Source organism: Acinetobacter kyonggiensis, assembly GCF_900107285.1.
Lineage (GTDB): Bacteria > Pseudomonadota > Gammaproteobacteria > Pseudomonadales > Moraxellaceae > Acinetobacter > Acinetobacter kyonggiensis.
The window spans coordinates 139,066-160,788 of the sequence record NZ_FNPK01000002.1 but is presented as its reverse complement, the minus strand read 5'-3'; the positions used below and the strand labels follow the sequence as shown (position 1 = coordinate 160,788).

Genomic DNA, 21,723 nt, shown 5'->3' with positions numbered 1-21,723 from the left:
CCATGTAGGCAGCTTAGAAAATAAACAGGAATGATTGGGATGTTCTTCCCTGGTTCACTGCCATGTAGGCAGCTTAGAAATTATACACTGAACGAAAATTATCGCTCAGCTCGTTCACTGCCATGTAGGCAGCTTAGAAAACTGTTTACGAAATTCAATCTCATGCGCTTTTGTTCACTGCCATGTAGGCAGCTTAGAAAAATATCATTAAACATTCTATTGAGTGTTTTGTTGTTCACTGCCATGTAGGCAGCTTAGAAAATTGTTAAAAACTCAAGGTGTTAAACGAGATGGTTCACTGCCATGTAGGCAGCTTAGAAAAATTGGGGTTCTTATTCTATTGTTTGTAAAAAGTTCACTGCCATGTAGGCAGCTTAGAAAGATCCACTTACAGACGACGGGAAAGCCACGATGTTCACTGCCATGTAGGCAGCTTAGAAAGACGAGATGGCACGCTGGGCAAGTCAGGTAAAAGTTCACTGCCATGTAGGCAGCTTAGAAATTAAAATACCGATCACTTATGCAAATTATAAAGTTCACTGCCATGTAGGCAGCTTAGAAATATCTATCTGAAGTGAATAGAGATCATCTTGAGTTCACTGCCATGTAGGCAGCTTAGAAATGTTGGATACTTACACCCAATTGTGACTGTGCGTTCACTGCCATGTAGGCAGCTTAGAAATTTCAACTGTATATGATTCACGCCTTAGTTTCGTTCACTGCCATGTAGGCAGCTTAGAAAAATTCAAACGAGCAGCACCAGCGATAGCCAATGTTCACTGCCATGTAGGCAGCTTAGAAATCTGAGCGCTTTTCATGAGCAAAGATAAAACCGTTCACTGCCATGTAGGCAGCTTAGAAAATAGCGGGAATATTGTCGGATCATGGGAGGTTGTTCACTGCCATGTAGGCAGCTTAGAAAACAAGGAGATGAAGCGTGAGCTATAAAACAATGTTCACTGCCATGTAGGCAGCTTAGAAAAGCAGGGATTACCGTTCCATTTGGCAAAGTTGGTTCACTGCCATGTAGGCAGCTTAGAAATCGATGAGGTTCGCGGTGAACCACTACTGAGCGTTCACTGCCATGTAGGCAGCTTAGAAACGTCCCAGTCACTACCAAGCCCGCGACCATCCGTTCACTGCCATGTAGGCAGCTTAGAAAATCAAATTTTGCACCGTAATCTAGAGGGTTAAGTTCACTGCCATGTAGGCAGCTTAGAAATGATTTCAGAGTAACAACAAATTCAGGAGAAAGTTCACTGCCATGTAGGCAGCTTAGAAATGATCTAGAAACGCAAGGTTATGTGTCATTGAGTTCACTGCCATGTAGGCAGCTTAGAAACCGCTAAATTCAGGGTTTGGTGGAATAGCTTGGTTCACTGCCATGTAGGCAGCTTAGAAAATGCATTAAATTCATACCCGTACCACTCCTTTGTTCACTGCCATGTAGGCAGCTTAGAAACCACGCTTGATAACCATCTGTTTCGTGATTTCCGTTCACTGCCATGTAGGCAGCTTAGAAATGACCGTGGTGAATGGAACAATAATTCCACAGGTTCACTGCCATGTAGGCAGCTTAGAAAATTAGATGCGCTTTATTACGGCAACAATTACAGTTCACTGCCATGTAGGCAGCTTAGAAATTAACCCAGCCAAGCATTGCACCCCAAAACTTGTTCACTGCCATGTAGGCAGCTTAGAAATGATACATCTGATGGACAAATGACAGGATTATGTTCACTGCCATGTAGGCAGCTTAGAAATCAAAAAGTTAGCGACGGCTTAGAGGTGCGTTGGTTCACTGCCATGTAGGCAGCTTAGAAAGCTTATCCCAGACGGCCAACCTACTGTCAACCGTTCACTGCCATGTAGGCAGCTTAGAAATTCATTAGGTGGAGGTGGATTATCAGTAGAAGGTTCACTGCCATGTAGGCAGCTTAGAAAATCATCAATAACACGCTGACATACAGAAGAATGTTCACTGCCATGTAGGCAGCTTAGAAAACCTTGAGCAGTGGTTGATGTTACCGAAACACCGTTCACTGCCATGTAGGCAGCTTAGAAAGTTTCCGCCTTCTGCTTGAACTGAATCCATGAGTTCACTGCCATGTAGGCAGCTTAGAAATTGACATAACGACCAACCTAAACCATTAAAATGTTCACTGCCATGTAGGCAGCTTAGAAACAATACTAAACTCTGTCACAGATGGATATTGAGTTCACTGCCATGTAGGCAGCTTAGAAATGATAATGATGCTCGTGATGTTACTCCAAAGCGTTCACTGCCATGTAGGCAGCTTAGAAATTATATGCACATGGTTATGACTGGTCGGGGACGTTCACTGCCATGTAGGCAGCTTAGAAAAGTAGCAGTATTAGTCGTATTTTCTAATGCTTGTTCACTGCCATGTAGGCAGCTTAGAAATCAAATACATGGCCTTTGCACTTATTCCACTTGTTCACTGCCATGTAGGCAGCTTAGAAATTCATTAGGTGGAGGTGGATTATCAGTAGAAGGTTCACTGCCATGTAGGCAGCTTAGAAATATTCAATCTTTGCCAGGGAAAATTTTCGATTGTTCACTGCCATGTAGGCAGCTTAGAAAAGCCGCGTCGATACGTGTGCCCTGAATGCGATGTTCACTGCCATGTAGGCAGCTTAGAAAAGAAACAGTGTGATCATTGAAAGTTATTAATCGTTCACTGCCATGTAGGCAGCTTAGAAAGCACACTATATTAATAAATTTCTTCGATTAGTGTTCACTGCCATGTAGGCAGCTTAGAAAATTCATACGTGCAATGCCCGCCATGATGTATGGTTCACTGCCATGTAGGCAGCTTAGAAAAAAAGACCAATACAGCGCCGTCCGATAATAGCGTTCACTGCCATGTAGGCAGCTTAGAAATTTGTAGCTCTTCAAAGCTATCAGCTAGGACTGTTCACTGCCATGTAGGCAGCTTAGAAAACATCATCAACCCGATCTGGTGTTGGTGTGGTGTTCACTGCCATGTAGGCAGCTTAGAAATATGCACCTACACGCTCATTTCTACAAGAGAAGTTCACTGCCATGTAGGCAGCTTAGAAAAAGAACAATCCACCCAAAAAATTGAGTTGATTGTTCACTGCCATATAGGCAGCTTAGAAAACTTACCCCATTGTGCCAATTCATTCTGCATCGTTCACTGCCATATAGGCAGCTTAGAAATTTTCAGGGCAATATGACAGCTTAGTTGCAAAGTTCACTGCCATATAGGCAGCTTAGAAATGAAAGTATTTCAATGACGAAGCAAGGGGCTATGTTCACTGCCATGTAGGCAGCTTAGAAAATACATCCGTCATCTCAATGCTATAAAAGCCAGTTCACTGCCATGTAGGCAGCTTAGCAATTCATCAAAGCTCATGTTAGAACTTAAAGCTATCAGGAGCATTTGGAATAAGATGAATACGTTTTACTCTAAATAGGAACAGGTCGATTCAACAATCAAAAAATTAGATTTAATAAAGCCAGTGCATGACATCTGTGCGGAGTTTTTCACTTACTATATACTTTTTTGTAAAATATATTCCCAAATGAGATAACCTAAACCGAATCCAATGAATGCATAAAGTGTGATGATGAAAAATACAAAACTCGCTTTGTTTTTCTTTTTTAATGAATTCATATTGATGCCCACTGCTTAGCCTTTAAGATAACATCATTATGTCGAGTTTAGCTTTAAACGTGTAGATACAAAAAATGATTAAAAAAATATAACAGATTTATGTGTTTTTATTCATCTGTTATAGTTATGTGCATATAAATCCAACAATAGAAATTATAAAATACTGACTTTTATGAATCAATTGAGGCTTTAAACGAGATAAATTATGATCGTACAGAAGGGTTATTTATAGCATATTGAATACATTCAACCACCTGTGACAAAGCAAATTTAATCCGATCATTAAAGTCAAAAGAACAATTAATCCGTAAGAAATTATTTTGTTTAGCAAAGTTAGCATTAAATAAGACGCTGGGTGCAATGCTAATATTTCGAGCTAATAGTAGCTGATAAATATAGACACTCTCTATATATTCAGGTAATTCAATCCATAAGAAATAACCTGAGGGATAATAGGCAATTTTACATACAGGTGGTAAATGTTCTGTTAGATAAGCATAAAACTGTTTTTTATTACGCTCCAAGGATGAACGTAGGGTTTTAAGATGCTTTTCATAATGACGGTGTGATAAATATTCAACCAGTGCATTTTGAATAAATGAATTGACCGATAGTGTACTCATTAACTGAATATGTTGAATATGTTCGGAAAATTTTCCTGCATAGACCCAGCCCACACGAAAGCCTGCGCCTAATGTTTTAGAGAATGAAGAACAATGTAGCACCAGATTTTGCTGATCAAAGTATTTCATTGAGAGTGGTTTTTTATGGTCATAATGCAGTTCTTCATAGACATCATCTTCAATCAAATGAATTTCATACTGATGTAATAACTTTGCCAATTGAAACTTAATTTCATCACTCACGGTAAACCCAATCGGATTATGACAATTCAGCATCAGTAGACACACCTTGATGGGGTATTTTTGAATTGCTTGTTCAAAGGCATTCAGATCAATTCCATGTTCAGGATGTTCAGGAATGGTAATCACTTTTAAGCCCAAGCGTTCTGCCGCTTGCCATGCGCCATAAAAAATAGTCTGTTGCAATAAAATATAATCACCTGCTTGCGTCATGGCTTGTAAAGACAAGTTCAAAGCATCTAATCCACCCGATGTAATCACAATGTCTGACGGGTCAGTCTGAATCCCTTGCATACAATAGCGTTGAGCGATTAGTTTTCGTAAGGCGAAATTACCAGGTGGCAAGCTGGGCGTTTGTTCATAGCTCAGTCTATGTCGGGCGAGTTGTCCTAAAGTCTGGATTAATTTGGCTGAATAGAGCAATTGGCTATTCGGAAAAGCAGTGCCAAAAGGAATAATCGTATCGGGTTGAATGGATTTTAAATATTGAAATACAGTCGAGTTAATTTCAATTTTAGCATTGAGTGTGACATTCTGATTTTGTTCATCATTTGCAGGTTGTTGTGCAACCACAAAATAACCCGACTTTTCTTTTGAATAAATCAGTCCTTGCGCTTCCAGTTCTTGATACGCATTCATGACCGTAATCAAGCTAAAACCCGATAGTTCTGCTTGATGGCGCAAGGAGGGCAATTTTTCATTGGCTTTCCAAGTGCCATTTTCAATCAATAATTTTAGGCTGTTGGCAAGTTTTTCAGATTTATACATAACAATTCAGGTCATCATAATGTAGATAAAATATGGATAGATCACTCTATCCATATGTTTTTATCATAGTTGCTTGGCTACTGTAACAAGTCAATTCAGTCCAATCTGGAAAACCATGAATGTCGATAGATTGCATTAAACTGCTATGACGGATAAGCAAAATATAACAGAACTCGGAACAGTCCAGCAATCAATGCCAATCCTAGAAATCCAACTAACCATAGGACAATAAACCATTGGTTTGAGTTCATTTTAGACATCAGTTTATTCATTAAAAATGCCTCCAAAAATTAATGATAACCCTCATCGCCAATACGAACTTTGTCACGAAATACCCAATAAGATAGGAAGGTATAAGTCATAATGATCGGGATCAAAATGACTGCACCAACCAAGGTAAATTTCAGACTTGATTCTGGTGATGCTGCTTGCCAGATGGTCACAGATGGCGGAATAATATTTGGCCATAAACTGATAATAAAGCCAGTAAATGCGAGAAACACCAATGCCAACGTATAGATAAACGGTTTAACATCTTGCTGTTTCTTGCAAGCAGAGATAATAAGCCAGACAAAAAGTAGCACTAAAATTGGTACAGGGCTGAAATAGAAAAGATTGGGTAAAGAGAACCAGCGCTGTGCAATTTCAGGATGGGTAAATGGAGTATATAAGCTGACACCCGCAAAGATAATCAACAAAGCAATGATTAACTTTGGCATAAGTTGATACATGGTGTGCTGTAAGCTTGCTTCCGTTTTAAGAATTAACCAACCACAACCCAGTGCTGCATACATGGCAACCACACCTATGCCAGAGAAAATAGAGAAAGGTGTCAACCAATCCCACGCACCACCACTGTAAATTCCATGCGTGGTTTCAATTCCCTGAATATAAGCACCAAGAATCACACCTTGAAAGAAGCTAGATAGAATCGAACCCCAAATAAAGGCTTGATCCCACAAATATTTGGTACGCGTTGCTTTAAAACGAAACTCAAATGCAACGCCACGGAAAATTAAGGCCACCACCATGAAGGTAATTGGCAGATAAAGTGCGGAAAGAATAGTCGCATACGCCAAGGGGAAGGCAGCATATAAACTTGCCCCACCTAGCACCATCCATGTTTCATTGCCGTCCCAAACTGGGGCAACGGTATTCATCATTACATCACGTTCCTGATGATCCTGAATGAATGGGAATAAAATCCCAATCCCAAGGTCAAAACCATCCATAACGACATAAATAAGGACACCTAGACCGATAATACCGACCCAGATTAAAGCCAGATCAATCATGATGTTTCTCCTTATTTTGATCTGTCGTTGATGTTTCATCATCAATCATTTCATCCACAGCACTCAGTGGACGTAATGGGGTTTTAAAATGACCCAGACCCGCTGTTTCTTCAGGTGCTAAACTGTCTAAGAACGCAGGGCCAGTTTTAATCAGTTTGAGCATGTAGTAAATGCCGCTACCAAACACCACGGTATAGACCAACACAAAAATAAGCAGACTAAGACCGACTTGATCCGCTGTGACAGAGTGGGATAAACCATCCCGAGTACGCATCACGCCATAAACTACCCACGGCTGACGACCGACTTCAGTGGTGACCCAACCTGCTAATAAGGTAACATAACCCGTAGGCCCCATGATGATGGCAAATTTATGGAACCATGAGCTTTCATACAATGAACCTTGCTTACGTAACCAGAGTGCAATCAAAGAGAGCAGTACCATCAACATTCCCAGACTGACCATGACACGAAAGCTCCAGAAGACGATTGGTACATTTGGACGATCTTCAGCTGCAAAATCTTTTAAGCCTGTGACTTGACCATCCATCGAGTGGGTGAGAATCAGACTCCCCAAATGAGGAATGCCGAATTCGACTGCATTGCGTTCATTTTGCATATCTGGAATTGCAAACAGCAGCAGTGGCATTGCATGATCACGATTGGTTTCCCAGTGTCCCTCAATCGCTGCCAGTTTTGCAGGTTGATGTTTTAGAGTGTTTAAGCCGTGGTGATCGCCAATAACGACTTGTAAACATGAGGTGATCAGAACCATCCATAAACCCATAGAGAATGATTTTTTAACCAAAGTATCACGACGCCCTTTGAGTAAATGCCATCCTGCTGTACCGACCACCAGTAAAGATGACACGAGGAATGCTGCGGTAGCCATATGGGCAAAACGGTAGGGGAAGGATGGATTAAAGACAATGGCCCACCAGTCGGTAGGTACAATAATGCCATTTTCAATGGCAAAGCCTTGCGGGGTCTGCATCCAACTGTTGGAAGACAAAATCCAGAACATGGAAATACAGGTGCCAATTGCCACCATGAGCGTTGCAAAGAAATGTGCTTTTGGACTGACTCGTCCCCAGCCAAACAGCATAATGCCGAGAAAACCAGCTTCAAGAAAGAAAGCACTTAGCACTTCATAGGTCAGTAAAGGCCCCGTAATACTGCCTGCTATGCGTGAGAATTCGCTCCAGTTAGTACCAAACTGATAACTCATGACAACGCCTGATACCACGCCCATACCAAAGGCAACAGCAAAGATTTTAATCCAGTACTTGAATAAATCTTTATAGATCGGGTCTTGAGTACGCAACCATTTCCATTCCAGTACCGCAAGGAAACATGCCAGACCAATAGAAGTAGCAGGGAAAATAATGTGAAAAGAAACAGTAAAAGCAAATTGTATGCGCGCTAATTCTAGAGCAGTGAGTCCGAGGCTCATATCACTCTCCACATTGTGAGCAGATCATTGCGTTTTACATGACGGATAGAACAACAGTCAGTTGATAAAACAGCACAAAAAGTAAGAGATCGTTTCATTTAAACCACCGATCAAGAGGAATTACTTTATCTTGCATCACAATTTAAATGATGAGTAGGTACAGAAAATTGCTTAAAAAAATATAACAGTTTGAACTGTGATTTTTAAAACTGTTATATTTTTTTCCAATGTTTTTGTAGCTATACATTTGAGCAGCATCACGACAAAATCTATTTCAGTCTCATGAGTGGCTATTTGTTAATGCATCAAGTTGGGATCGGACATGACGGATCGGCATTGAATGAGCAAGTGAAATACTCATGAAATATAGATTCGAAGCAAAATGGTGATGCAATGTTTGTTACAGAGAAATTGAATACACTCTCAGAACTCATCGAAACAAAGAGTTTTTCTGAGCAATTAAAGAATATATTGCAACAGCAATATGTCAATTTAGAAGCAACATTATTACGTGCCAAAGTTTTACGTGAATTTTCAAAGCTTAAAGTTCATTATATTATTCAATCTGAAATTCAAGCAGAGCAGGCAAGTTTAGCTTTTCTTTTTGCACCTTTTATTTTAGCGAACCTGAATAAAACAGTGATTTATAATACACCTGCAACGGAGCCTGTTCTTAATATTTTGAATACTTATTATCAGGCAGAAAAAAAGCAGACTTTGAAAATAGACGAAGTTTTGAGCACTTTAAATATTTATTTAGATTTAAGTCTGACTGAATTAGAGGAGAGTGATTTTTTATATCTGTCCCTTATTAAAGCCCTGTGTAGAGCGGATGTTTCAAGTATTTTCATTATTACAAATTTGAACATTAATCCTGAAAAACGAAATGAATTAGAAATATTTTTTAAAGTGAGTATCCGCCTAATTAGCACACAGCATCAGGAAAAAATTATCGATAGTGGTGAGCTGAATACGCGTAAATTATTATTTAAAAACAAAGATGCAGACTATATTAAACTTTGTGAAAAATTTTCAGAAATTAATGCTGAGCTGCTTCAGTATTGTGATAGTTATAATACGCAGCAAAGCATTCACTTAATTGAAGATATGTTCTATGCCGAGCATATTTATGAAAAATTATCTGTTTATGCTGAATATATGCAAACCTGTCTACAACATCAAAATTCTGTATTTAGTCCTCGTCTTTAACTGTGTTAACGCAGTGAATGGCTTGAGGTATTCTTAATGGATTTATTTTTAATTTTAGCCAAATTTTTATCTGTAATTGAAGTTAAATACATATTTCGATATGCAGTTAAAAGAAAAATCTGTATTTAAAATTTATAAACACATCTCCATTGGGCCTTTTAAACAGCAAACTTGTACAAGTTGAGTACATCATTAAGTCATGTTGAGTTCATTCCGTTTAAAACAGCTGCGAGTTACGTTATTACAGATTCTTCTGATCCTGATAGTTTGGGGCTTTGCTTATAGCATTCAAAAATTTTTACATTTACCAATTGCATCAGGCGTGTTGGGTTTCTTCATTCTATTATTTTTGCTTGAAATGCAATGGATTCGACTAGAGCAGGTGGAACACGGTGCTAACCTATTGTTAACTGAATTACTTTTATTTTTTATTCCGCCTGTGGTTGGGGTTATTCAATATCAGCAATTACTCATGAGTAGCGGATGGAAAATCGTCATCGTAATTTTTATCAGTACTTTTCTGGTGATGGCAAGTTCAATGCTTAGTGTCAGGATGTTATTAAAACAGGATGAGGTTAAATAATGTCACTTTGGGGAATATTTTTCTTTATATGGACGCTTGTGTGTTATTTCTTTGCCAAGAAATTATTTATACACACAAGAAAGATTTATTTTTCTCCCATTATTATTGTGCCCATATTGAGTATTTTAAGCATTCTCACTTTTCAGCGTACTTTTCAGGATTATTACAGTTATACCCAATACTTAGTGGCAATGCTCGGGCCAATTACTGTGGCATTTGCAATTCCTGTATTTAGATATAGAACGATGATCCGTAAATATTTTAAAGTTTTAATTATCACCTCCAGTATTTCGATGTTGATTGGTATTTTAAGCAGCTGGTGTTTGGCAAATTTACTTAATATTGAGCAAATCGTAAAAAATAGTTTATTGGCACGTTCGATTTCTATCCCATTTGCCTTAATCTTAACTGAAAAAATTGATGGCTCTATTAGTCTTATTCCACTTTTTACTGTGATTACAGGATTAGTGGGGATGTTATTTGGAGACCTGTTTTTGATGTGGATGAGATATCCGCATCGGATTGCTTATGGTGCTGCATTTGGTAATGCTGCACATGCAATGGGGATTGCTCGGGCGCAACAACGTCATTCCGAGGAAGGGGTCGTGGCAAGTTTGTCGATGATTATTTCTGGCATAATTATGGTTCTATTTGCGCCACCCGTGATTGCATTGATTAAAATGCTGTTATAGCCTGAATTTTATTTAAGCCAACTGTTTGAGTGATGAATCATTGTTTAAGCAGAATGTGGTTTATTGGGGCTTAAAGCATCCTGAAGATTGTAGTGGTGAGTTTGAGTCATAGTCAGTTAAAAAGAATCAGACTAGATTGTTGAAAAAAATGAATAATAAAATCATGTCACTATATGCATACGGCATGAGTTGTCGTGACATTGCAAAACATATCACAGGTATGTGTGGACTGGATATATCAGATGTAGCAGTGGCTAAATTGTTTGTATTTGATCAGGATATGATTTATTTAGGCGAAAATATGGCGCGTTAGAGAGAATTTGAGCGAAGCAAAAACATTAAGATCACCGTGTTTTTTCATAAACGGAGATCTTAATGTATAAGTCTATTTTAAAATTCATGCTGCCTGTTATCGGGTTGACCGCTGGATTCGCACATGCTGACGAATTCAAATTAAAAAGTACCGATATCGCGCATGGCGTATTCATGAAAAATAAGTTTGAATTCCAAGGTTTTGGTTGTTCGGGCGAAAATAAATCTCCGCAGTTGTCATGGAGTGGCGCTCCAGCTGGGACGCAGGCTTATGCAATCATGGCTTATGATCCAGATGCACCGACTGGCAGTGGCTGGTGGCACTGGCAAGTGGTGAATATCCCTGCTGAAGTGACGTCAATCCCATCTGGTAATGGCAAGCTCGATGATAAAGATGTTATTGATGTGAGCAATGATTATGGTCAAAAAGGATTTGGGGGAGCGTGTCCGCCTCAAGGTCATGGCGCACATCGCTATCAATTCACGGTGTATGCACTTTCAAAAAAACTGGAATTACCTGCTGATGCATCTGGGGCATTGACAGGTTATATGGTCAAAGCCCATTCGTTGGCATCAAGTACGATCGAAGCTCTATATAAAAGATAAAGCATTTCAATAGCTTCTTGAGCTATTGAACATGTAGCTCAGGAGGCTGTTGAATCTTATTCGCAATACATGTTTCTTAAACGAAGGAAAAATAACATGTCTGCTCATAAACACCTCGTTAATTAGCCATTTTATCTAACTTAAAGGTGTCTACAAAATCGGTGACTATTCACTTGTTCAATCGCAGCACAATTACATTCAAGTATACCTATCACACAGTGATTGATTTTATGGGTAAGCATTTTATTGATAAAGATAAAATTGTGAGGAGTTACTCTATGGTCGACGAAGATTATGGCATGCTTGAAGTGTGGCTAAGCTGCTTGCAGCGTAAATAGGATGATCTTTTTTACACTCGTGGGAATGACATTTACAGCAAATAGTTGCGGTTTCTCCAACATAACAAGAGGTTTTACAGGGAACAGTATTTTTTATTATTCCCATAAAATGAATAGCTTAAAATTTAATCTTGGTTATACTGGTGCAAATTCCGATGGTGATTGCACCTAGCTCTAGAATACAGTAATGAAAATGATGTGTTGGGCATTTAATATGTTGATTTAGGGGATAAATCAACTGCGGTAAATGGGAGCAACAATAAAGATGCAATCAGATTGTATTACCTAAACAGATCATGAGTTGGCAGCTTATTCTTTATATGAACACATTAATACACTGCGTTCTGGTAAAGATGGCTTCTAAATATTTCAATTTAGAAACCTAGCAGCAATTTTGTTCGGGTTGTAGCTGCATTTAGACACATGTCCAATACAAAATTTAAATTCATAAATGGTTTACGCTATTCTGGATATGGTTGTCATCAGAAAAATTCGGCTTTAGCTTTCAGCTATTTCTTAGGTTTTTAAAAGTCTTAGATTTATCTATGCAGTATTAATTTAATATTAGGGGTAGAGTTTCAGGATATAACGATCAATAAATAGCTGATATCCCGAACGCTTAATTATGGATAATATTATTGTAGTCGCTAAAGAAGCGGTTAAAAATCAGTCGTGTTTCCCTTTTTCAGTTTATTCTTCTCATAAAGAGCAGATGATTACCAATGTGCCTATTATCAAGCCATTACTCATTTTTATACTCAGTGGTACTAAACAATTGGGTAAATCTGGATCGGTAGAATGTCTGTCAGGTAGCTTTGTATTTTTATCGAACAGTCCTCGAATTGATATGCGAAATATCCCGATTCAAGAGGAGTATTTTGCGGTACTGATTGATTTCGAACACGAAGATTTTGCTGAACTCCCTAAAAATTCTGCGCCGTATAAAAAATATTTTCAGGGTGAAATAAACCCCGTGCTTGCTAGCGCACTTTGCCAATTGATAGAGTTTTCATCAATCGCACCATCTCAAGTGATGAGGTTGAGAAAAAGAGAAATACTCGAGATTATCTATCATTCTGGTTACAAGGATGTTTGCAATATCGTTGAGCCTCCAAGCTTAAGTGAGAAGGTTCAGTCCATGATCTCAAATGATATTTCTTGTGATTGGCCTGTGGATTTGATTGCTTCTAATTTATTTATGAGTGCTTCAACATTAAGACGTAAGCTTAAAAGTGAAGGCAATAATATCCAAGATATTCGCAATCGAGCCCGATTAGGTCATGGGCTTCATTTGTTACAAACCACGCAATTTCATATTGGCAATATTGCAGAGCAATGTGGTTATCAATCTCAATCTAGATTTACCGAACAATTCAAGATTCTTTTTGGTATGACGCCACGAGAAATTCGTAAAACAAAAATGCTTGATTAGGGATAATTTATGACGTATTCGGATGTATTGTGACTCGACAGATACATTTATGATTTGTTTGCAACACATTGCAAAGCAAATTAAGGAATGAAGATGAAAAAAGTCGCGGTTATTTTATCAGGCTGTGGTTATTTAGATGGAGCGGAAATTCGAGAGTCTGTTTTAGCGCTATTGGCATTGGATATAGAAGGTATTGAATACAGTATCTTTGCACCAGATATGCAGCAACATCATGTAGTGAATCATATCACTGGTGAGCCTGATCCATCTGCGAGCAGAAATGTACTACAAGAGGCGGGCAGAATTGCTCGGGGCGAGATTAGCCCGATTACGGAACTTAAAGCAGAACAATTTGATGGTCTTGTTATTCCTGGCGGTTTTGGCGTTGCAAAGAATCTATCAACATTTGCCTTTAAAGGTGCTGAGGGTGAAGTAGATCCCGTGGTCGTTGCTGTTCTAACAGATTTTAAAACAAGTCATAAACCAATCGGTGCAATATGTATTTCTCCTGCATTATTGGCACTAGCATTTGGTGATCTTCAGCCTACACTTACCATTGGTAGCCATGCTGGAACTGCCGCAGAAATCGAAAAAACGGGTGCTGTGCATCAGGTATGTGAAACCAATGATTGTGTTATAGATACGACCAATCGCTTGGTTACAACACCAGCCTACATGGATGATCATGCCAATTTAAAGGATATTTTCCAAGGGATTACTAAGTTGGTGAAAGGCATGGTCGCCCTTAGCAAATAAGGTTTTGTTCTTTATATAGGGGCAGGGTAATCACTGTCCTTATTGGCTTCGCTTAATAGCTTGAGATGGCACAGTGCTGAATCGTTTTGTGAATTGCTATATTCGTCTTCCACTTCCTAATAGGTTTATAGAAACACAAAAACTGTTATATGAACCATGTGCTGACCTGTATTTGGCATATTGTAAATTTAATCGACAATATTTTGATGTGAATTTGTTTGATGAACTCTCAATTCTGCTTCCAAATCAGTTGCTGTCCTATCCAAGTATTAGGCAAAGTGAGTTTTTGGCGGGGCGTTATACAGCCAAAGTAGCACTGTCTGCAATGCACCAAAGGGTTTGCTTGGAACAAGTAAATATTGGTAAGCATAAAGAACCGATATTTCCCCAAAATGTGATTGGCACACTCACGCATAGCAACAGTATAGCAATGTGTGCAGTTACTCCTTCAAGATTGGTCAGTTTTGTGGGAATAGACATAGAACCGATTATGACAAAAACCGATCTTTCGGGGATAGAGGGCAAAGTTTATTCGTCAAGAGAACTTCATTTATTGACTGCAAAAGGAATAAGTAAAGAAATAGCGGCTACATTGATCTTTTCTGCAAAGGAAAGCGCGTTCAAGGCTTTTTCTAAGCAAATTCATCATGGTATTGATTTTCATCGTTTTGAACTATCTGGGTTTAGCTATTTGAGGCATTCACTCACAATGAAATTTGATGTGAGAGAAGTCAATTTTGAGGCTCAGATTATGGTTTCAGCAAAAATACATAAACAGCACGTTTTAACGCTTGTAGCTCAATAACAGTAACTAATTCATAGCTAAAAAATAATTTAAAGTCGATTTATCTTCTATTTGAGTACACCATAGTATTTTTCTATGCAATTAAACTCAGAAGGGCAGTTGTGGAACACATCCCCCGTATTGCGCTGATTAAACTTAACTGCTTTTTCTATTCCTGTCAGCATTATGCAAGGATAACGAGGCATCAGAATTTTAAGGTTTATGCAGGGTTGAGTTATTGTTCTGCCAGATAGAAAAAATATTATGCTTTCAAAGCTCATATCATGATGAATACATCGATCATAGGCTTTGATCGTTGAGGTACTTAACTGCGGGTGAAATTATATTTTTTAACCGATATGGAAGGTTTTAAGGCAAATAAGAATATTGAGCCATTATGAATAGCTGTTAAAAGTATTTTTTACTGACGAAATTTTAATTGAAACCACATTTAAAAATAATTTTTAGTATATTGATTTTATATAAATTATTGTTTTTAGAGTAAATAAAAACACTCCGATGATGCCGCTGCATGTCATTACCCTTGAACCCTAAAGTTCAAGGTGGACGCGACGCATACTTGCTGGGTTTCCTACTCGAAGGCAGGCATACACTCTAAATATACAGAACACAATCCAATGGTGTTGATATCGGCTCAGGGGAACTTGACCCGCTGGCGAACACCTCAGAGATGTAGTAAGTATAACGAATAATGTGGCATTGGCAAATCTTCAGTGTGCAGTAACTGTAAACTTACATTTCAAATGCCGATACTTTGTTCAGTTTGAATAAAAACTAAACTAAATTATCCACATCTTCTAAAATGGTTGCGAGTAAACGCTCGCAATGTGAATACTCTTGCAACGACTTATTCATCGCCAGTACTTCTTGCATCAGTTCTAGCGCCACCATAATAATCAGTTTACTTGGTTCAAGACGTGGGGCTTTACGACGAAAATCATCATATTTTTGATTTAATAATTCAGCGGCGCGCTCTAAATCACCTTTTTCACTTTCAGTCGTGGCTAAACGAAAAGTATGTCCCAATACACGCAACTCAACAGCAATTTGTTCAGTCATGATTAAATGTCCTCATTTGCTTCTGTTGGGTGAGCAAGTTGTTGAATTTCTTGCGCGTGATGATCCTGAGCCGTGCCTAAAATAGACAAGCGCTGAATAATGGCTTCGACTTTTGCTTTGGCATGTTCATTTTTTTGTAACAATCTTTCACGTTCTTGCTGAAAACCCTGAATTTCCTGTTGAGCAAGACGCTGTTCATTTTGCATTTTTTCTTTGATGACACGTAATTCATTACGTTCAGCAAGAATTTCCTGAAAACGATTCTTAAGATCGGTACAACTTTTTTCTAAACGACTATAACGATCAGCCAGTGAGGTCGCATCCGTATTCAATTGCTTGAATTGAGACTGCGCATCACTTAATTGCTCGCTAAGGTTGTCTATTTCTTCTTGTTTCTGGGTAATGATGCCGTTTTTTTGCACAATTTGGGCATGATGATGATCGGCAGAATTTTCTTTTGCCGCGTTGAGTGCATTATTTTCACTTTCATAATGCGTAAGTCGCGTTTTTAAAACGCCAATATGCGCCTGTAGACGCTGTAATTCTTCTAACATATCGTAGTCGCACAGTATTGCAAACAAAGGTAATATATACGAAGTATAGAGATTGGATAAACGAATGCAAGACGATATTTCAGGTTGGTCGGAATGGCACCACAATTTTTCAAAAATTGAAGAGATTTCAAGCCCAAGTGAGTTACATGGATTACTTACAGGTATTGTTTGTGTTACTCAAGCACCTAAAAGTGAAGAATGGCAACAAATTTTAGCAACGCTTGAAATTCCAGCATTGGATGATCACGTTCTGAATTTGCTCGCAGAGGAAGCAGAAGATATTTCTCATGCTTTATCAGATGATGAACTGGACTATTTACCACTGCTTCCTGATGATGAACACGTTCTCGCTGATCGTGTTCAAGCGTTGGCAGATTGGTGTGCAGGGGTGGTACTCGGTTTTGGTTTGGCTTCAGGTCATATCCGTCAAGATGAAGTCGAATGGATTGAACATCTTCAAGATGTTGCAGCAGTCGAATTTGAAGAATCTGACGATGACGAAGAGGGCGAAGCAAGCTATCAGGAACTTTATGAATTTGTGCGTTTAATTCCTGTTAGTCTGTCTTTGGGACGCAAAAAAGTGGAAATTGCAGAAACACCATTGCTGAAAAATCTTCAGCCGCAATTGAAACAAAGTACAACTGCACCAGAAACAAACAATATTGTAGAAATGTTTACACCGCATCGTCCAAGCTAACTCAGACGACTGTGATGTAACAACAAGCGATGTAAAAGTTATCAACTCCACTCATAAAAGATAAAAGTACCTCTCAATGATGAAACTGACTCAAGCAGATTTTCAGGAACGTCGCGACCGCCTAGCAGAAGAAATGGGTCCGCACAGTATTGCGATTATTGCCACCAGTCCGGTTGCTATGCGTAACCGTGATGCAGATTATAAATTTCGTGCGGACAGTAGCTTTTTCTACCTGACGGGATTTGCCGAACCTGAAGCAGTGGCAATCATTGAGACCTTTGAGTCTATAGATGAAGGTTATACCTATAGCTTGTTCTGCCGCGAACGTGACCGTGAAATGGAAATCTGGCACGGTTACCGAGCGGGAGTTGATGGTGCAGTAGAGGATTATGATGCCGATGAAGCTTATGCCATTGATCTGCTGGATGAGGAAATTATTGAGAAATTGCTCAATAAGCAAAAACTATTTTATCGCATGGGGCAACAAGTCGATTTTGATGCACGTGTAGCCAAATGGATTGCTGAAGCCAATGGCGAATCGCGTAAAGGCTCATCTGCACCTGCACAGGTGATTCAACTCGATCGTATTTTAGATGAAATGCGTTTGCATAAGTCGACACAAGAAATTGAATTGATGCAAATCGCATCGACTATTTCAGCTCAAGCACATACCCGTGCTATGCAAGCGGTTAAGCCGGGCATGATGGAATATGCGCTTGAAGCCGAACTGAATTATATTTTTGGTCAAAATGGTTGTGTGCCTTCGTATAACAGTATTGTTGGCGGTGGTGCAAATGGCTGTATTTTACATTATGTTGAAAATGACAAAGTACTGAAAGATGGCGATTTAGTCCTGATTGATGCGGCTTGTGAATATCAACTGTATGCCTCGGACATTACCCGTACTTTTCCAGTCAACGGCAAATTTAGTCCTGAACAAAAAGCGTTATATGAGGTTGTTTTAAAAGCGCAACTTGCAGCGATTGATGCTGTGCGTATTGGTAATTCGTATAAAGAACCACATCGTATTGCAGTACGTATTTTGGTGCAGGGTTTACTTGATTTGGGCTTGATGCAAGGCGATATTGAACAGATTATTGAATCTGAAAGTTTTCATCAATTCTATATGCATGGTACAGGTCACTGGTTGGGTATGGACGTGCATGATGTCGGTTCATACAAACAAGATGGAGACTGGCGTACCTATGAAGAAGGCATGGCGGTGACAGTTGAACCGGGTCTTTATATTGCACCGGATGATGAAACTGTAGATGCGAAATGGCGTGGCATAGGCATTCGTATTGAAGATGATGTGGTTGTGACTAAAAATGGACCACGTGTTTTAACTGCTGCAGTCGTGAAAACGGTTGAAGAAATTGAAGCTTTAATGGCAGTTCAATAAGTTGAATTTCATTTAAAAAAGCTGACCGAATGGTCGGCTTTTTTCTTTATAATTTTCTAAAAATAATGACTATGAACAAAATACAATGAACGATTACGCACCGCTTTACAGTAAAGAAGAAAAAATTAAAAAAATTGTCTTGTATAGCCTTTGGCTTATTCCTATTGGAATTTTATATTTTGGCATCATCCCATGGTTTAAATCAACAAATTGGTTTTTATGTCATCCACAAGGCTATGAGATTTTTTACAAGGGCTTATACCTTGGTTTTTCAATTTTATTTCTGCTCATTCAGCTCTATGAATTGCCGCAAAATTTTAAAATTATCCGTTTAAAGCAGTACCCGTTACCTGAACAAAAAACATGGTCGCTACAAGCTTATGCTTATGGGGCTAAAGCCACATGGCGATCCTATGTGAGCCTCGGTGGAACTATTTTGCTGATTGGTCTGATCATCTATGTTATTCCACTTACGAATAAATTGGTTAATGAAATAGATCAGAACAAGCTTGCTCAGGAACGTGCATTGCAATGTCAAAATTCTTAGGCTTGATGTAATATAAATTCAATCAAGATTATAAGTATCTAAACCTTATAGATACTACAAAAAGGATATACGCATGCAGCAAGAAGTGATCATTGTCGGCGGTGGTATGGTCGGGCTAAGTCTGGCGTTAATGTTGGCCAAGGCAAACATTGCGGTTAAGCTGTTAGAGGCGATTAAGTACCCGAATTATGATGATGTCAATCTTGCGCCATATCACTCCAGTTTTGATGCGCGAAATAGTGCATTGTCGCGTCGTAGTGTACAAATTTATCAAGAACTCGGTTTATGGCATGCATTGCAAGCGCATGCGACCCCAATTCTTGAGGTGCATATTACTGAACAAGGTAGTTTTGGTAAGGCACGTTTAAAAGCAGAACAAGAAAAAGTCGAAAGTTTTGGTCAGGTGATTGAAAATGCTTGGCTGGGGCGTGTACTTCTTACAGAAGTTCGCAAACAGCCGCTGATTGAATTAATTGATGGCGTACAAGTTACTTCACTGACGCAAGACACCGATCAAGCATTGATTGAGGCGATACGTGGCGAAGAACATTTGTCATTACAGGCAAAATTGGTGATTGCTGCCGATGGTCGTGATTCATTTTGCCGTAAAGCCCTCGGTATTGGTGCAAGCGAACATGATTACGACCAAGTTGCAATTGTCACCACAGTACAAACGTCGAAACCGCATAAGCATGTTGGCTTTGAACGCTTTAGCCATTTAGGGCCTTTGGCATTATTACCTTTACCGGGTGAATATCGTCGCTCTGTAGTTTGGCCAGTGAAAAAAGGCACAGAAGGTGAATGGCTGGGCGATGAAAATGACCAACATTTCCTTGATGCTTTACAAGAAACCTATGGCGACCGCGCAGGTAAATTCCAAAAAACAGGTAAGCGCTTTAGCTTCCCATTGTCACAAGTACTTGCAGAAAAACAAGCTATTGGTCGTGTAGTGCTGATGGGGAATGCAGCACACACCATTCATCCAGTGGCGGGGCAAGGTTTTAACCTGTGTATGCGTGATGCTTATGTATTGGTGCGTTACTTGACTGAACAACTCGCACAATCGGATGATATTGGTCAGCCAAGTATGTTACTTGCGTATGAGCAAGCGCGTTTAACTGATCAACAACGTGTGATTAAATTCTGCGATTCTGTGGTACGTGGCTTTAGCAATCAAAATCCGATACTAAAATTTATCCGAAACACAGGTTTGGTGGCTTTTGATACCATTCCGGGCATTAAACCGCTTGTTGCCAATTATGCAATGGGGTTAAAAGTATGAGTGACGTTTTAGATGTGCTAGAGGTTGTCATTATTGGCGGTGGTTTAGTTGGTGGTTTAACTGCCTTGCTGCTTGCTCAAGGTGGCGTGCAAGCAACGGTTTTAGATGCGGCTCCCATTTTGGATGAAGCTAAAACTTTAGCCGTTGCCAATCCGCGTGTATTGGCCTTAAGCCAAGCGACTATTCATTTGCTCAAAACAGTCCAAGTCTGGGACAAACTTGCACGTCACATGCCTTATAGCGGTATGCAAGTGTGGAATAAAAATGGCTATGGTGAAATTAATTTTGGACAACCTAGCCAAAACATGCCCCGTGCTGAACAGACTTTGGGTTCGATGGTGGAACCCAGCGTCTTGAATTTAGCCATTCAGCAAAAAATGCTGGAACAGGTGAAAGATTATCGGACTCAAGTCAAAGTTGCCCGTGTGGAACAAGGCGTTGGGGTTTGGCATATTCACCTTGCTGATGGTTCTCAGTTAAAAACCAAATTGGTGATTGGTGCTGATGGTGCAAATTCATTTGTACGCGAGCAAGCTTTTATCGACATTGATGTTTTGGATTATAAGCAAGCGGGTTTGACCTGTGCGATCCGAACGGCACAGCCACATCTGCATGTGGCGCGTCAAATTTTTCTTGAAACTGGCCCACTGGCATTTTTACCGATGGCGAGTTTAAAACCTGAACAAGAGGGTTATTGGCAATCGATTGTCTGGACATTACCAGACGATTATGCAGAAGAATACGCAGCTCTGGATGATGCAAATTTTTGTGCACTTCTCACCCGTGAAAGTCATCATATGTTGGGTCAAGTTCTAGAGGCAACGCCACGCGCACAATTTCCACTGAAAGCACGGGCAGCACAGCAGTATGTCAAAGCAGGCTTAGCGTTAATTGGTGATGCTGCACATGTGATTCATCCTTTAGCAGGGCAAGGGGTGAATATTGGTTGCTTAGATGCCGCTATTTTATGCGATGTGTTGCTGCATGATCAAAAGCGTGGTGTATGGGCACACGAGCAAACCCTACAGCGCTATGAGCACCGCCGTAAAGGACAAAATGATGCCATGATGCACAGTATGTCTGCACTGGGGTGGTTGGAAACGACATCGCTTTTTCCAGTGGTATGGGCGCGAAATTTGGGCTTAAAACAAGTGGAACAGCATGCGATTTTAAAAGATGCCTTTTTGTCTCAAGCCAATGGATTGCAGGTTTTAAAACAGACCATGTATGCCGTTTAATTTTGAAAATGCTGCTTTTTGTACAAATATTCATATAAGTTTACTTTTTTGATTAAAAAAGATACGAATTTTTGATATTTAACTCTATGCGAAATGCTCAGAGATTGCTAAATTTCTTCCTAATTCGCATCCAATTTAAATTGGATCAAGAGAAGTCATTTGTGGGGAGA

At 39.4% G+C, this 21,723-nt stretch carries 20 protein-coding genes, 1 other RNA gene and 1 CRISPR repeat array (1 of these 22 only partly in view); of the genes, 13 read left to right on the top strand and 8 right to left on the bottom strand.

Features of this window, described 5'->3' with window-relative positions:
• Positions 1-3,386: direct repeats of the CRISPR family, unit length 28 nt; unit sequence GTTCACTGCCATGTAGGCAGCTTAGAAA (it extends 850 nt beyond the left edge of the window).
• Between the two features lie 153 nt (positions 3,387-3,539).
• The 5 genes from BLV99_RS02560 to BLV99_RS02540 form a co-directional block, all read right to left on the bottom strand.
• Positions 3,540-3,662, bottom strand: coding sequence for a hypothetical protein (locus tag BLV99_RS02560; RefSeq protein ID WP_086183618.1), 123 nt, complete (start codon positions 3,660-3,662; stop codon positions 3,540-3,542).
• Between the two features lie 203 nt (positions 3,663-3,865).
• A complete protein-coding gene (locus BLV99_RS02555) occupies positions 3,866-5,293 on the bottom strand; it encodes an aminotransferase-like domain-containing protein (RefSeq protein ID WP_092687396.1) in 1,428 nt (475 codons plus the stop codon).
• A gap of 143 nt (positions 5,294-5,436) precedes the next feature.
• A complete protein-coding gene (locus tag BLV99_RS18320) occupies positions 5,437-5,553 on the bottom strand; it encodes a DUF2474 domain-containing protein (protein WP_413772550.1) in 117 nt (38 codons plus the stop codon).
• 30 nt (positions 5,554-5,583) lie between these two features.
• Positions 5,584-6,588: a cytochrome d ubiquinol oxidase subunit II gene (cydB, locus tag BLV99_RS02545; protein WP_092687393.1), complete on the bottom strand. Its 1,005-nt coding sequence runs from the start codon at positions 6,586-6,588 to the stop codon at positions 5,584-5,586.
• On the bottom strand, positions 6,581-8,041 hold the full coding sequence (locus BLV99_RS02540) for a cytochrome ubiquinol oxidase subunit I (protein WP_092687390.1): 1,461 nt from the start codon (positions 8,039-8,041) through the stop codon (positions 6,581-6,583). The genes cydB and BLV99_RS02540 overlap by 8 nt, the downstream gene beginning before the upstream one ends.
• Before the next feature lie 393 nt (positions 8,042-8,434).
• Here BLV99_RS02540 and BLV99_RS02535 point away from each other — a divergent pair, with 393 nt between their 5' ends.
• The 8 genes from BLV99_RS02535 to BLV99_RS02505 all read left to right on the top strand — a co-directional run bounded on the left by BLV99_RS02535 (position 8,435) and on the right by BLV99_RS02505 (position 14,774).
• The gene (locus BLV99_RS02535; RefSeq protein WP_092687387.1) at positions 8,435-9,250 is read left to right on the top strand and encodes a hypothetical protein; all 816 of its coding nucleotides are present in this window, start codon (positions 8,435-8,437) and stop codon (positions 9,248-9,250) included.
• Positions 9,251-9,449: 199 nt separating this feature from the next.
• Positions 9,450-9,833: a CidA/LrgA family protein gene (locus BLV99_RS02530; RefSeq protein ID WP_092687383.1), complete on the top strand. Its 384-nt coding sequence runs from the start codon at positions 9,450-9,452 to the stop codon at positions 9,831-9,833.
• Positions 9,830-10,525 (top strand): LrgB family protein, encoded by a 696-nt coding sequence (locus BLV99_RS02525; RefSeq protein ID WP_092687380.1) that lies wholly within the window; start codon positions 9,830-9,832, stop codon positions 10,523-10,525. Before BLV99_RS02530 ends, BLV99_RS02525 begins: the two co-directional genes overlap by 4 nt.
• Positions 10,526-10,661: 136 nt before the next feature.
• Positions 10,662-10,838: a transposase gene (locus BLV99_RS18005; RefSeq protein WP_342028086.1), complete on the top strand. Its 177-nt coding sequence runs from the start codon at positions 10,662-10,664 to the stop codon at positions 10,836-10,838.
• Positions 10,839-10,900: 62 nt separating this feature from the next.
• Entirely contained in the window at positions 10,901-11,443 is a 543-nt protein-coding gene (locus BLV99_RS02520) for a YbhB/YbcL family Raf kinase inhibitor-like protein (protein WP_092687377.1), read from the top strand.
• A 963-nt stretch (positions 11,444-12,406) separates the two neighbouring features.
• Positions 12,407-13,213: an AraC family transcriptional regulator gene (locus BLV99_RS02515; protein WP_092687374.1), complete on the top strand. Its 807-nt coding sequence runs from the start codon at positions 12,407-12,409 to the stop codon at positions 13,211-13,213.
• A gap of 93 nt (positions 13,214-13,306) precedes the next feature.
• Positions 13,307-13,969, top strand: a complete 663-nt coding sequence (gene elbB / locus BLV99_RS02510; RefSeq protein WP_092687371.1) for an isoprenoid biosynthesis glyoxalase ElbB — start codon at positions 13,307-13,309, stop codon at positions 13,967-13,969.
• Between the two features lie 73 nt (positions 13,970-14,042).
• A complete protein-coding gene (locus BLV99_RS02505) occupies positions 14,043-14,774 on the top strand; it encodes a 4'-phosphopantetheinyl transferase family protein (RefSeq protein WP_092687368.1) in 732 nt (243 codons plus the stop codon).
• A 489-nt stretch (positions 14,775-15,263) separates the two neighbouring features.
• Here BLV99_RS02505 and ssrS read toward each other — a convergent pair.
• From ssrS to BLV99_RS02490, 3 genes are all read right to left on the bottom strand, one after another.
• A non-coding RNA gene (gene ssrS / locus BLV99_RS02500) (6S RNA) lies at positions 15,264-15,448 on the bottom strand.
• Positions 15,449-15,548: 100 nt separating this feature from the next.
• The gene (locus BLV99_RS02495; protein WP_092687365.1) at positions 15,549-15,833 is read right to left on the bottom strand and encodes a cell division protein ZapA; all 285 of its coding nucleotides are present in this window, start codon (positions 15,831-15,833) and stop codon (positions 15,549-15,551) included.
• Positions 15,834-15,835: 2 nt separating this feature from the next.
• Positions 15,836-16,387 carry a hypothetical protein gene (locus BLV99_RS02490; RefSeq protein WP_086164245.1) on the bottom strand — a complete coding sequence of 184 codons (552 nt, stop codon included), beginning with the start codon at positions 16,385-16,387 and terminating at the stop codon, positions 15,836-15,838.
• 64 nt (positions 16,388-16,451) lie between these two features.
• Between BLV99_RS02490 and BLV99_RS02485 the strand changes: the two genes are divergently transcribed.
• The 5 genes from BLV99_RS02485 to BLV99_RS02465 all read left to right on the top strand — a co-directional run bounded on the left by BLV99_RS02485 (position 16,452) and on the right by BLV99_RS02465 (position 21,553).
• Positions 16,452-17,084, top strand: coding sequence for a UPF0149 family protein (locus BLV99_RS02485; RefSeq protein ID WP_092687362.1), 633 nt, complete (start codon positions 16,452-16,454; stop codon positions 17,082-17,084).
• 79 nt (positions 17,085-17,163) lie between these two features.
• Positions 17,164-18,486, top strand: a complete 1,323-nt coding sequence (gene pepP, locus BLV99_RS02480) for a Xaa-Pro aminopeptidase (RefSeq protein WP_167356292.1) — start codon at positions 17,164-17,166, stop codon at positions 18,484-18,486.
• An 85-nt stretch (positions 18,487-18,571) separates the two neighbouring features.
• Complete coding sequence (locus BLV99_RS02475; RefSeq protein ID WP_092687356.1) at positions 18,572-19,033, top strand: hypothetical protein; 462 nt, start codon at positions 18,572-18,574, stop codon at positions 19,031-19,033.
• Between the two features lie 73 nt (positions 19,034-19,106).
• Positions 19,107-20,315 carry a 2-octaprenyl-6-methoxyphenyl hydroxylase gene (ubiH, locus tag BLV99_RS02470; protein WP_092687353.1) on the top strand — a complete coding sequence of 403 codons (1,209 nt, stop codon included), beginning with the start codon at positions 19,107-19,109 and terminating at the stop codon, positions 20,313-20,315.
• Positions 20,312-21,553, top strand: a complete 1,242-nt coding sequence (locus BLV99_RS02465; RefSeq protein WP_092687350.1) for an FAD-dependent monooxygenase — start codon at positions 20,312-20,314, stop codon at positions 21,551-21,553. The genes ubiH and BLV99_RS02465 overlap by 4 nt, the downstream gene beginning before the upstream one ends.
• Positions 21,554-21,723 lie beyond the last annotated feature (170 nt).

Excerpts from the sequence above, each read along its gene's own strand:
- BLV99_RS02560 (WP_086183618.1), bottom strand. The coding sequence starts at position 3,662 with ATGAATTCATTAAAAAAGAAAAACAAAGCGAGTTTTGTATTTTTCATC.
- BLV99_RS02555 (WP_092687396.1), bottom strand. The coding sequence starts at position 5,293 with ATGTATAAATCTGAAAAACTTGCCAACAGCCTAAAATTATTGATTGAA.
- BLV99_RS18320 (WP_413772550.1), bottom strand. The coding sequence starts at position 5,553 with ATGTCTAAAATGAACTCAAACCAATGGTTTATTGTCCTATGGTTAGTT.
- cydB (WP_092687393.1), bottom strand. The coding sequence starts at position 6,588 with ATGATTGATCTGGCTTTAATCTGGGTCGGTATTATCGGTCTAGGTGTC.
- BLV99_RS02540 (WP_092687390.1), bottom strand. The coding sequence starts at position 8,041 with ATGAGCCTCGGACTCACTGCTCTAGAATTAGCGCGCATACAATTTGCT.
- BLV99_RS02535 (WP_092687387.1), top strand. The coding sequence starts at position 8,435 with ATGTTTGTTACAGAGAAATTGAATACACTCTCAGAACTCATCGAAACA.
- BLV99_RS02530 (WP_092687383.1), top strand. The coding sequence starts at position 9,450 with ATGTTGAGTTCATTCCGTTTAAAACAGCTGCGAGTTACGTTATTACAG.
- BLV99_RS02520 (WP_092687377.1), top strand. The coding sequence starts at position 10,901 with ATGTATAAGTCTATTTTAAAATTCATGCTGCCTGTTATCGGGTTGACC.
- BLV99_RS02515 (WP_092687374.1), top strand. The coding sequence starts at position 12,407 with ATGGATAATATTATTGTAGTCGCTAAAGAAGCGGTTAAAAATCAGTCG.
- elbB (WP_092687371.1), top strand. The coding sequence starts at position 13,307 with ATGAAAAAAGTCGCGGTTATTTTATCAGGCTGTGGTTATTTAGATGGA.
- BLV99_RS02495 (WP_092687365.1), bottom strand. The coding sequence starts at position 15,833 with ATGACTGAACAAATTGCTGTTGAGTTGCGTGTATTGGGACATACTTTT.
- BLV99_RS02490 (WP_086164245.1), bottom strand. The coding sequence starts at position 16,387 with ATGTTAGAAGAATTACAGCGTCTACAGGCGCATATTGGCGTTTTAAAA.
- BLV99_RS02485 (WP_092687362.1), top strand. The coding sequence starts at position 16,452 with ATGCAAGACGATATTTCAGGTTGGTCGGAATGGCACCACAATTTTTCA.
- pepP (WP_167356292.1), top strand. The coding sequence starts at position 17,164 with ATGAAACTGACTCAAGCAGATTTTCAGGAACGTCGCGACCGCCTAGCA.
- BLV99_RS02475 (WP_092687356.1), top strand. The coding sequence starts at position 18,572 with ATGAACGATTACGCACCGCTTTACAGTAAAGAAGAAAAAATTAAAAAA.
- ubiH (WP_092687353.1), top strand. The coding sequence starts at position 19,107 with ATGCAGCAAGAAGTGATCATTGTCGGCGGTGGTATGGTCGGGCTAAGT.
- BLV99_RS02465 (WP_092687350.1), top strand. The coding sequence starts at position 20,312 with ATGAGTGACGTTTTAGATGTGCTAGAGGTTGTCATTATTGGCGGTGGT.